The sequence below is a fragment of the Novosphingobium sp. GV079 genome, assembly GCF_003058045.1.
GTDB lineage: Bacteria > Pseudomonadota > Alphaproteobacteria > Sphingomonadales > Sphingomonadaceae > Novosphingobium > Novosphingobium capsulatum.
On record NZ_QBUE01000009.1, the window covers coordinates 164,697 to 175,620 of the forward strand.

The 10,924-nt window shown below is 69.0% G+C and carries 11 protein-coding genes; all 11 read left to right on the forward strand.

Annotated features, from left to right (window positions below; all coding sequences use genetic code 11):
* Positions 1-71 precede the first annotated feature (71 nt).
* A complete protein-coding gene (locus tag C8K14_RS13450; protein ID WP_022675423.1) occupies positions 72-1,373 on the forward strand; it encodes a sigma-54-dependent Fis family transcriptional regulator in 1,302 nt (433 codons plus the stop codon).
* Positions 1,370-1,732 carry a flagellar hook-basal body complex protein FliE gene (gene fliE, locus C8K14_RS13455; protein ID WP_022675422.1) on the forward strand — a complete coding sequence of 121 codons (363 nt, stop codon included), beginning with the start codon at positions 1,370-1,372 and terminating at the stop codon, positions 1,730-1,732. Before C8K14_RS13450 ends, fliE begins: the two co-directional genes overlap by 4 nt.
* A 3-nt stretch (positions 1,733-1,735) precedes the next feature.
* The gene (fliF, locus tag C8K14_RS13460; protein ID WP_107717022.1) at positions 1,736-3,505 is read left to right on the forward strand and encodes a flagellar basal-body MS-ring/collar protein FliF; all 1,770 of its coding nucleotides are present in this window, start codon (positions 1,736-1,738) and stop codon (positions 3,503-3,505) included.
* Position 3,506: 1 nt separating this feature from the next.
* Positions 3,507-4,532, forward strand: coding sequence for a flagellar motor switch protein FliG (gene fliG, locus C8K14_RS13465; RefSeq protein WP_022675420.1), 1,026 nt, complete (start codon positions 3,507-3,509; stop codon positions 4,530-4,532).
* Positions 4,519-5,151 carry a FliH/SctL family protein gene (locus tag C8K14_RS13470; RefSeq protein ID WP_233251078.1) on the forward strand — a complete coding sequence of 211 codons (633 nt, stop codon included), beginning with the start codon at positions 4,519-4,521 and terminating at the stop codon, positions 5,149-5,151. Before fliG ends, C8K14_RS13470 begins: the two co-directional genes overlap by 14 nt.
* Entirely contained in the window at positions 5,151-6,515 is a 1,365-nt protein-coding gene (locus tag C8K14_RS13475; protein WP_107717040.1) for a FliI/YscN family ATPase, read from the forward strand. The genes C8K14_RS13470 and C8K14_RS13475 overlap by 1 nt, the downstream gene beginning before the upstream one ends.
* A gap of 7 nt (positions 6,516-6,522) precedes the next feature.
* Positions 6,523-7,002 carry a hypothetical protein gene (locus C8K14_RS13480; protein ID WP_199223731.1) on the forward strand — a complete coding sequence of 160 codons (480 nt, stop codon included), beginning with the start codon at positions 6,523-6,525 and terminating at the stop codon, positions 7,000-7,002.
* A gap of 86 nt (positions 7,003-7,088) precedes the next feature.
* Positions 7,089-8,873 (forward strand): hypothetical protein, encoded by a 1,785-nt coding sequence (locus C8K14_RS13485; RefSeq protein ID WP_107717023.1) that lies wholly within the window; start codon positions 7,089-7,091, stop codon positions 8,871-8,873.
* Between the two features lie 57 nt (positions 8,874-8,930).
* Positions 8,931-9,530, forward strand: a complete 600-nt coding sequence (locus C8K14_RS13490; protein ID WP_062787667.1) for a flagellar basal body-associated FliL family protein — start codon at positions 8,931-8,933, stop codon at positions 9,528-9,530.
* 53 nt (positions 9,531-9,583) lie between these two features.
* Positions 9,584-10,489, forward strand: coding sequence for a FliM/FliN family flagellar motor switch protein (locus C8K14_RS13495; RefSeq protein WP_062787668.1), 906 nt, complete (start codon positions 9,584-9,586; stop codon positions 10,487-10,489).
* Positions 10,490-10,512: 23 nt separating this feature from the next.
* Entirely contained in the window at positions 10,513-10,788 is a 276-nt protein-coding gene (gene fliN, locus C8K14_RS13500; protein WP_022678603.1) for a flagellar motor switch protein FliN, read from the forward strand.
* The last annotated feature ends 136 nt before the right edge of the window (positions 10,789-10,924 follow it).

Here is a 10,924-nt window from a genome sequence, read left to right on the forward strand (position 1 = left end):
ACTTAGCACGGTCGCTGATCTTAAAGTTTCACACCATTTGACGGTTTCGCGCGAAAAACAGCGTCGTGGATATGGTTAAGACGGGGGTCAAAGTGATGAACAGCGATTGCGGCGACAGATTGCCGATAAGCGGCCAGGCGCAGGCGCGCCATGGCGCGCTGATCATGCGCGCTGCAGCGGTGCTCAATACGCCGGGCATGGGCCCCCTGCCCGTGCTGGCCGATTCGACCGATGTGGGCGCGCTCGATCCGCGCCGCCCGGCGGTGGTGCTGGAACGCGGGGCGCAGCCGGCGCTGGCGCGCATGGCCAATGGCAAGCGCCACGTGGTGCGCTATGCCGATCCGCTGTCGGAAAGCGCGCTGGCCGCGATCATCGCCTGCGCCACCGCGCCCGGCATGCCGATTGCCGCCGATCCCGAAACCCTATCGATCCTGGCGCTGGCCGAGCGTCTGGCCGTCAGCGACATCCCCGTGCTGATCAACGGCCCCACCGGCACCGGCAAGGAAGTGTTGAGCCGGTTCATCCACGCCGCCAGCCCGCGCCACGACAAGCCGTTCATCGGCGTCAACTGCGCCGCGATGCCCGAAACCATGCTGGAAGCGCTGCTGTTCGGCCACCAGAAGGGCGCGTTCACCGGCGCCAGCGCGGCGGGCGAAGGCTTTTTCCGCGCGGCCCATGGGGGCACGCTGCTGCTGGATGAAATCGCCGAAATGCCGCTGTCGCTGCAAGCCAAGCTGCTGCGCGCGCTGCAGGAAGGCGAAGTGGTGCCACTGGGCGCGACCCAGCCGGTCAAGGTGGACGTGCGCATCATCGCCTGCGCCAACCGCGATCTGCCAACCGAGGTGGAAGACGGGCGGTTCCGCGCCGATCTCTATTACCGGCTCAACGTTTTTCCGCTGACGCTGCGCGCACTGGCCGAGCGGCCCGATGATATCGCGCCGCTGGCCTTTGCCCTGATGATGCGCCACGCGCCGGCCGATCGGCCGCTGCCCTGGCTGTCGGACGCGGCGCTGGCCATGCTGGGCTGCCACGGCTGGCCAGGCAACGTGCGCGAGCTGGAAAACGTGGTGCGCCGCGCCCTGCTGCTGGCGGGCGACCAGGCCGAAATCGGGCCGGAGCATATCGTGTTTGACCGCCCCGCGCGCAGCCCCGCCAGCGACGCGGCCCTGGCCGAAGTGCGCGCGCCCCAGGCGGGCAAGCTGTCCAACATTGTCCAGCTTTCCGAAGCGCGCGCGATCCTGGCCACGCTGGAAGCCTGCGGCGGCAGCCGCGTGGAAGCGGCGCGCCAACTGGGCATTTCCGAACGCACCCTGCGCTATCGCCTGGCCAGCTTCCGTGAAGCCGGCATTGCCGTGGCAGGAGGCCGGCGATGAGCGCGATCAACGGCATAGGCGCCGGAGGCGGCATCCAGCAGATCATGGCCATGCGCCAGCAGATCATCGATCGCTCGCACCTGCTGCAACAGATCCGCACGCCCGAAAGCGGGTTACCGGCCGAAACCAATTCGCCGACCGGTGGCTTTACCGACGCGCTCAAGTCGGCGCTCGACACGGTCAATGCCAGCCAGACCAAGGCCGACGGCATCAGCGCTGCCTATGAAAAGGGCGAGACGGTCGATGTCGCCAAGGTGATGCTGGCGCGCCAGGAAGCCGGCGTTGCCTTTGAAGCCACGCTGCAGGTGCGCAACAAGCTGTTGACCGCCTACCAGGACATCATGCGGATGGGGGTCTGATAGATGGCCGATCTGGTTCCCGTGGGGGCCGGTGGCAGCCCGCCACCCTCGCTTCTGGCGCCCTTGACCGATCCGGCCGGCGGCGCCCTGCCCGCCCGGATGGGCGCATTCCTGCGCCAGCCGCCGCTGCGCCGCATGCTGCCCTGGTTCGGCGGGATTACCGCCGCCGGGCTGACCGGGCTGTTGTGGCTGACCATGGCGCCCGCGCCGCAGCGCATGCTCTATTCCGATCTGTCGGATGCCGAGCGCGCGCAGGTGACGGCCGCGCTCGATAAGGCGGCGATCGCCTATCACATCGACAATTCCACCGGCGCGATCACCGTGGGGGAAAACGACCTCTACAAGGCGCGCATGGTGGCGGCATCCGATGGCGCAGTGGCCACGCCCGAAACCGGCGAGCAGATGATCGACAAGCTGCCGATGGGCGCCAGCCGCACCCTGGAAGGGCAGCGGCTGCAAGCCGCGCGCGAGCGCGAGCTGGAACTGACCATCATGCAGATCGACGGGGTGGAGGCGGTGCGCGTGCACCTGGCCCAGCCGGAAAAATCGGTCTTCGTGCGCGATACCGCCGCGCCCTCTGCCTCGGTCATGGTGCGCCTGGCCAAGGGGCGGCAACTGGCCACCAGCCAGGTCTCGGCGATCGTCAACCTGGTGGCCGGATCGGTGCCGGAACTCTCGGTCGATGCGGTCAAGGTGATCGACCAGCACGGGCGCCTGCTGTCGGCCGACAAGCCGGGCGATGCTGATCGCCTGGAAATCCAGGGCCGGCTGGAAGACAAGCTGCGCGAGCAGATTTCCCAGCTGCTGACCCCGATGCTGGGCGAAGGCAACTTTTCCAGCGAGGTGCAGGTCGATCTGGACATGGACCAGGTGACCTCGGCCCGCGAAAGCTATGACAAGCAGGGCGCCGTGCGCACCGAGCAGCAATCGGCCTCGCAGACCAGCGGGCCGGGCGCGGTGGGGGTGCCGGGTGTCTTGTCCAACACCCCGCCCGCGCCCACCACCGCCGCGGTTGGCGCGCCGCAGGGCACGCCCTCGCCCAGCCCATCGGGCGCGGCGCCCAGCAATGGCGAAAGCTCGTCATCGAAAACCTATGAACTGGGCCGCGAAGTGGCGGTGACCAACAACACGCCGGGCAAGATCCGCCGCCTGACCGTGGCGGTGGCGCTGTCTTCGGCGGTGCTGGCCAAGGCCAAGCCCGCCGAGATCGACCAGATCAAGCAGCTGGTGAGCGCGGCCGTGGGCGCCGATCCCACGCGCGGGGACCAGGTGGCCGTGGCGGTGCGCGCGTTCAACCCGGCCGACATCACCCCGCCCAAGTTCTATGAACAGCCCTGGTTTGCCATGGCGGTGCGCAACGGCGTGGCACTGGTGGCGGTGCTTTTGACGCTGCTGCTGGGCGTGCGCCCGCTGATCAAGGCGCTGCGCCGCGATGGCGGTGCATCGGCCAAGGGCAAGGACGCCCGCAAGAAGGGCAAGGCTGCCGCCAGCGATGACGACGACGAGGACGCCGAGGAGGCCAACGCCGCACGCGCCGAGGGCGCTGCCGATCCCAACGCCCCGCGCCCCAGCCGCGAGATCGGCCCTGGGCCCACCACCGGCATGATCAAGCCGATGCTGGCGCCAGCGCAAGATGAAACCGGCGCGATCGATACCGAACTGCTCAGCCGCCAGGTGGGCCTGGCCCAGCGCCTGGTCCAGGAAAAGCCCGACAGCGCCGTGGCCGTGCTGCGCCAGATGCTGAAGGAACCGAGCGAAGAAGGCGCCTCATAACATGGACAGCGACATGGCAGAGGGTTTGGGCAGCATGACCGATCCCGAACTGGCCGCCGTCATGGTCATGCTGCTGGAAGACCAGCAGGCGGCCGATCTGCTGGCGCAGCTCGATCCCAAGGAACTGCGTCTGCTGGGCGAAAAGATGTGCGCGCTGGGCGAGATCGGCCCGGTGGCCATCGCCCAGTCGATCACCGGCTTTGTCGAGCGGACCGAGCGCCTGGGCCTGACCGCGCACGATCGCGTGGGCCAGGTGCGCGATCTGATGACGCGCGCGGTGGGCGAGGTGAAGGCCGTCAACCTGATGCACCGCATCGCGCCCGAAGCGGCGCAGGATACCTCGGCCCTGGAACTGGCACGCTGGCTCAACCCCGAAGTGCTGATCCCGCTGGTGCGCGGCGAGCACCCCCAGGCAATTGCCGTGCTGCTGGTGCAGATCGACCCGGAAGTGGCCGCCGCCGTGCTGCACGGCCTGCCCGAAACGATCCAGACCCAGGTGGTCCACCGCATTGCCACGCTGGGCAAGGTCTCGGCCGAGGCGCTGCGTATGCTGGAAGAGGTGCTGACCCGCCGCATCGTGGCGATCCACAGCCGCTCTGCCCTGACCATGGGTGGCCCGCGCGAGGCGGCCGAGATCATCAACGCGGCGGCCAAGGCGGTGGAGAAGCGGGTCATGCCCGAACTCACCAAGATGGACAAAGCCCTCGCCAAGGAAATCGAGAACGAGATGTTCAAGTTCGAGCATCTCTATGTGCTGGATGCGCAATCGATGGGCGCCATGCTGCGCGAGGTGGACAGCGACACGCTGATCGCCGCGCTCAAGGGCATCGAGGAACCGCAGCGCGAGGTGTTCTTCCGCGCCATGTCGAGCCGCGCCGCCGATGGCGTGCGCGACGAGATCGCCGCGCGCGGACGCCTCAAGCGCGCCGAAGTGACCGAGGCGCAAAAGGCCATGATTACCGCCGCTCGCCGCCTTTCGGCCGAAGGGGTGATCGTGTTCGGCTCGGGTGACGATGACTATGTCTGACCTGCTGCGCATTCCCGAACCCGGGCGCACCTTGCGCGCCTGGGGCGCGGTGCCGGCGCAATCGCAGGGCTTCACGCTCGACCCGCGCTTTGCCCGCATCCCCGTGGCGCCCCCGGCTGAATTTGCCGCGATGCCCGAGCCCGAACGCGAAGACCCGATCGAGCGCGCCCGCGCCGATGGTTTTGCCGCCGGCCAAGCCGCCGCACTGGCCCAGGCACAGGCCGATGCCGCCACCCAGGACGCCGCGCGCCACCGCATCGAAAGCGCCTTGCGCGCCATGGACGCCGCGCAGATCGATGCGCTGGAGCAGCGGCTGCGCCAGACCGTGCTGGCCCTGTGCGAGGCGGTGCTGGCCGATGCCGCGATCGATCCCGCCGCGCTGGAGCAGCGCGTGCGCCGCGCCGCGCAAATGCTCGCCCGCGCCGAAGATGCCCGCGTGATCCGCCTGCATCCCGAAGACCTGGCGCTGGTGGGCCAGCACTTGCCCGAAGACTGGCACTGCGAGCCCGATTCCAGCCTGGAACGCGGCGCAGTGCGCGTCGATGGCGCGCTGGGCGGGGTGGAAGATGGCCCGCTGCAATGGCGCCGCGCGGTGGAAGAGGCGCTGCGACAATGCTGATGCCGCCAGCCGATGGCAGCAGCCTTGATCGCACCACCGGCGGCCTGCATCCCGCGCTGCCATTGCTGGCGCGCCTGGCCGGCGCCCATCCCGATCTTGCCCCGCGCCGCTATGGCCGGCTCAGCGCCTGCGATGGCGGGCTGCTGGAAGTGTCGGGCCTGTCGGTGCCGATCGGCACGCAATGCCGCATCGCCCACGGGCGCGGCGACCTGGCGGCCGAAGTGATCGGCTTTCGCAACGGGCGCAGCCTGATGATGCTGCTGGGCGATCCGGTACTGTTGCGCCCGGGCGCCTATGTGCGGCCCGAAGGGCGGCCTGGCATGGTGCCGGTGGGCGAGGCATTCCTCGGCCGCGCGGTTGATGGCGAAGGCCATCCCATCGATGGCGGGCCGCCGCTCGCCACCCATGCCGAATGGCCGGCCGGCGGGGTGCGCGCCGGCGCGCTCGATCGCAGCCCGGTGCGGCAATCGTTCGATACCGGGGTGCGCGCGCTCAACGCCCTGACCACGTTCGGCGTGGGCCAGCGCATCGGCATCATGGCCGGATCGGGCGTCGGCAAATCTGTCCTGCTCGACATGGTCGCCCATGGCGCCCAGGCCGAAATCGTCATCGTCGGCCTGATCGGCGAGCGCGCCCGCGAAGTGTCGGACTTTGTCGAGCGGCACATGGCCGGCAACAAGCGCGCGCATAGCGCGGTGATCGCCGTGCCGGCCGACCATGCGCCCAACTTGCGCATTCGCGGGGCGATGATGGCCACGGCGCTGGCCGAATACTTCCGCGCCCAGGGCCGGCGCGTCCTGCTGATCATGGACAGCCTGACGCGCGTGGCCCATGCCGGGCGCGAAATCGCGCTGCTGCTGGGCGAACCAGGCGCGGCGCGCGGCTATCCCCCTTCGGCCCTGGCAACGATCACCAAGCTGGTCGAGCGCGCCGGCAATTCGGCGGCGAGTGGCGGCTCGATCACCGGGCTCTACACCGTGCTGGCCGATGGCGACAACCAGGACGATCCGGTGGTCGATACCGCCCGCTCGATCCTGGATGGGCACATCGTGCTCTCACGCGATCTGGCGCAGCGCGGGCACTATCCCGCGATCGACATTCCCGCCTCGCTGAGCCGGGTGATGACCGACATCACCAGCCCGCAGCACCAGGCCCTGGCCCGGCAGTTTCGCGCGCTGATCGCCGCCTATGAGGCCAACCGCGATCTGGTGCTGATGGGCGCCTATCGCCAGGGGGCCGACCCGCAGCTGGACCAGGCGATCGCCATGCACGGCGCGCTGGCCGATTTCCTGATGCAACCCGCGCAGGACATCGTGCCACTGGACAGCTGCATTAACCAATTGACCCAGTTGCTGGGCGGCTGAGCGCGCCATGACGATCAAGGCCCGCAACCAGCGGCTGGTGCGGCTGCGCCGGCTGGAAAAGCTGCGCGAGATCGGCCATCGCCAGGCGATGCTGGCCGCTGGCCAAGCCGAGAGCACGCTGGCCCAGCTGCAGCACCTGGCCGAGCGCACCGGCATCCTGGCGGAAAGCTATGCCGCGCGCACCGATGCCGATGATGGTGCGGCATTGGCCCACCTTGGCGCATTTCGCGCCGGGCTTGAGCGCATTGCCCGCAGCACCGCCGGCGAAATCGACACGGCCCGCCGCATTGCCGATGCCCGCGCCGCCGAAGTGGCCGCGGCCGAGCGGCGCCGCGCCGCCGTCGCCGATCGCATCGCGGCAGAGGCGCAGGCCCTGGCCCGAGTCCGCGCCCAGGCCGGCACCCCGCTGGGTGCCGCGCGCAACCGCGAAGAGCCCGCATCCGAAACCATCCCTATGCCGCATTCGGGCGATTGGCACGGCTCTTGAATTAACCGTGGGCATACCGCCCAGGAGCTTGTACCGCGATGGTATCGATTGCCACCCCCACTGCCGCTTCATCCGCCCCCGCCATCATGGCGGGCGCGACGGCAGCGATTGTCGCCGACCAGGTGCAACCGGGCGAAACCACCGGATTTGCGGCGCTTCTCGACGCGGTAGAGACCCTGCCAGCGGCCCTGCCAGCCACCGCCGCCATTCCGGCCGAGCTGAGCGCGCCTGCCGCCCCGGCGGAACTGCCGCTGCCTGCCACGGCAAGCCTGCTGGCCGAAACCGGCAATATCTTGCCGGCAAACGGCAAGGCCGCCACGCCTAAAGCGCCCGCTCCCGTCGCAGCTGTGGCTGTGGCGGCGGCTCCCGCCGTGGCGCCGAGCCCTGCGCCGGTTGTCGTCGCACCGGTTGTTGCTGCACCGGTTGTTGCTGCACCGGCTGTTGCCACGCCGATGGCAAGCCAGCCTGTCGCCGGCACTGCGCCTGCGCCCCTGCCAGCACCCGCGCACGTGCTGCCGTCCGCAGCGATGCCGGCCCCTGTGCAGGGCGCAGCGCCGCCCGTCACGCCAGATTCGGCGCCCGCTGTGCCAGAGGCAACGCCGCCGGCCGCCATGCCGGTGGTGACGCATCGCGCCATGGCCAGCCTGCTGGCCCTGCGCCACGCTGCCAAAGCTGATGCCGATGCCGATGCCGATGATCTGGCGGTAGACGAAACCGCCGCACCCGCGGCCCCGGCAACACCCGGTGATGCAACGCCCACTGCCCCTGCGCCAGCCCCGGCCGCAGCCAGCCTGGCCCTGGCCAGCATCCCCGCGCCGATCATGCTGCCTGTCGCCCCGGCCACGCCCGCGCCAGAGCAGGCCATCGCGCATGCCCCGGCACCGGCGCGAGCGATGCAGCCAGCGCTTGCGCAACCAACCGCGCCCGGGCCGATGGCCGTTCAGGCTGCCCTGCCCCAGGCCGGCCAGCCTCGCCCGGAAATGCCGACGAACCTTGCGATGCCGGCCGCGCTGGCGACACCGCTGCCGCTTGCGCCAGCCGATAGCACCACGCCCGCCGCCACCGTGGCTGAACCGCTGGCACTGGTGCCGCAAGCCGCAGCGGCTGCCCCGGCGCCTGCCCCGGTTGCCACCACGATCGCGCACGCCCCCGCGCCCGCTGTGCCCACTGCGCCGATTGCGACGCAACAGGTGCTGGCGGCGCGCCAGCCGCAGCAGCCAGTTGCTGCAGAGCCAGCGTCACCGGCCGAAACCGAACCGGCCGCAACGCCCCTGGCACCAGCCAGCGCCACTGCCGTGGCGCCGCTGCCCCTTTCCGCCCTCGCCGTGGCCGCGCCCCAGCCAGTGGCTACGCCAGCCATCACTGGTCCGGCGCCTGCCGCCACTATCCCCGGCGCGCAGGTTGCCGCGCTGGTCGATGCCGTGGCCCGTGCCCGCCAGGATGGCCAGGGCGCCACGGTGGCTGCCACGCTGGCGCATGGCACGTTCGGGCGGATCGATCTGCAGTTCCGGCAAAAGGACGATGGGCTCACCGTGACCATGGCCAGCGCCGATCCCGGCTTTGCCCCCGCCGTGCTGGCAGCCAGCCGTGCGGACGCCGCCACTGCCGCCAACCAAAACTCGGCTGGCCAGAACCCGGCCGGCCAAAACGCATCGAGCCAGAACACTTCGGGCCAGAACGGCGCCAGCCAGAGTGGATCTGGCCAGGCGTTTGCCGGCCAGTCGCAATCACAAACCCCTTCACAGGGCCAGGGTGGCGATCCGCGCCAGCCGCAACGCGCCGCGGCGCCGGACAGCGCGGGCCTTGCCGCCCGCCGCGCGCCGGACCGGAGCGACGAGCCCGACACGGCCCAGGGCGGCGTCTACGCGTGATCCCGCGCGTAAATCGACGCCTCAATCCCCTGGCCATCTGACGATCAAGGAACCGGCATGAGCGACAAGAAGGAAAAGGACAAGGACGCGCCCAAGAAGAAAAAGGGCGGTCTTGTGGTGCTCATCGGCGTGGTCGTGGCCACGCTGGTGATGGGTGGTGGCGGGGTCTATGCCCTGTTTGCCATGCACATCCTGGGTGGGCCGCAAGTGGTCATCCATGAAGACAACAAGCCCAAGCTGATCCGCAAGGGCGAGGAAGACCCCTATGCCCCCGTCGCCAAGGAAGGCGGCGAAGGCGAAGGCGGGGCCAAGGAAGTGGAAGGCGAAGGCGGCAGCGAATACCGCACCGTCTACTATTCGTTTTCCGACGATTTCACCTCGAACCTCAAGGACAGCGATCGCCTGGTCCAGGCCTCGATCGCGGCATCGACGCGCCGCGATTATCGCGTGGTGATGTGGATGAAGAAGCACGAGCTGGCGATCCGTTCGGCCCTGCTCACCGTCCTGGCCGATACGCCCGATACCGACGTGGAAACCACCCAGGGCAAGCAGCGCCTGCAACAGCGCATGACCGCCGCGATCAACAAGGTGCTGACCGACACCGAAGGCTTTGGCGGGGTGGATGCGGTCTATTTCAAGCAATTCATCGTGCAGTGAGCCGCAGGTTTGCGGATTGACGGGCATTTTACGGGCAATGGGGAAGCAAGACGATGAAGCCTGAACGGGAATTCGTGGCAGAGCGGGTAGTGGCAAGCCACTGCCCGCAACTGCTGCGCCCCGGAGCGAGCCAGGCAGACCTGGTCACGGCGCTCAGCCGCACGGCCGAAAAGCTGGCGCGCGAATTGGGCAGCGCCCTGGCCGGGTTGCTGGGTGGCGATGAACCCCTGGTGGAATGCAGCCGTCCCGAACGCACCGTCTATTCCGATTATGCCACGATGCAGGTGATGGGCCACCGCAACCTGGGCGCCTATACCCTGTTTGGCGCGGGCGCGGCCAATGACCGCATCCTGGGCATGGTGGCCGGCGAAGTGGTGCTGCGGCTGGTCGATCGCGCGTTTGGTGGTGCCGGCGTGGCACCGCAGCAATTGCCGCGCGAACTGCCGCTGTCGGCCGAACTGATGGTGCACCGCCTGGAAGCCATGCTGGCCGGCTGCCTGGCCAGCGCGCTGGGTGCCGATACTGCCGACGTGATCCGCCCGCTGCGCCGCGAGGGCAACATCGACCACCTCGCCCCGTTCGGCAACGACGAGCATATCGTCGCGCTGGTCTTTTCGATCACCGAGCCCGGCCGCCCGGCCTGGGCGATCGAAATGGCCTTTCCCTATGACACGCTGGCCGCGCTGTTCGCCAATGGCGAGCGCCCGCCCGCCAGCGCCGAGCATGCCCCGGCCGATCCGCGCGCCGCGCCCTTTGCCGATGTGCCGCTGCCGCTCAGCGCCGTGCTGGTCGACATGCGGGTGCCGCTGGCGGCGATCTCCGCGCTGGAAGTGGGGCAGATCCTGCCGGTGCCGGTAGCGCGGGCGGTGCCCTTGCGCGTGGCCGGGCAGACCATCGGCCATGGCACGGTGGGCGCGGTGGACGATCGCCTGGCCGTGCAGCTTTCGCAGATTTTCTAAGATTTCATTTGGGGGGTTTCACAATGTCGTTTCAACCGCGCGGTTTCGATTTCCTCAAGGATGTCGATGTGCGCCTCACCGTCGAACTGGGCCGCACCGAGATGAAGCTCAAGGACGTGCTGGCGCTGAACGAGGAAAGCGTGGTCATGCTCGACCGGCTGACCGATGAACTGCTCGACGTGATGGTCAACGGCAAGCTGATCGCGCGCGGCGAAGTGGTTGCCCAGGGTGATCGCTTTGGCCTGCGCATCGTCGAACTGGCCGGCAGCGAAAACGCCCCGCGCAAGGATGCGGCGTGATGCTGTGGTACATTCTCAAGCTGATGGTCGTGCTGCCGCTGTGAGGTGGTCCCGCCTTCCTGGACAGGTTTGCGGCAAAATTAAGCTCAAACCGGTGTCGTCATGCCGCGAGTTTGGTCATCAGATCATGGGGGGC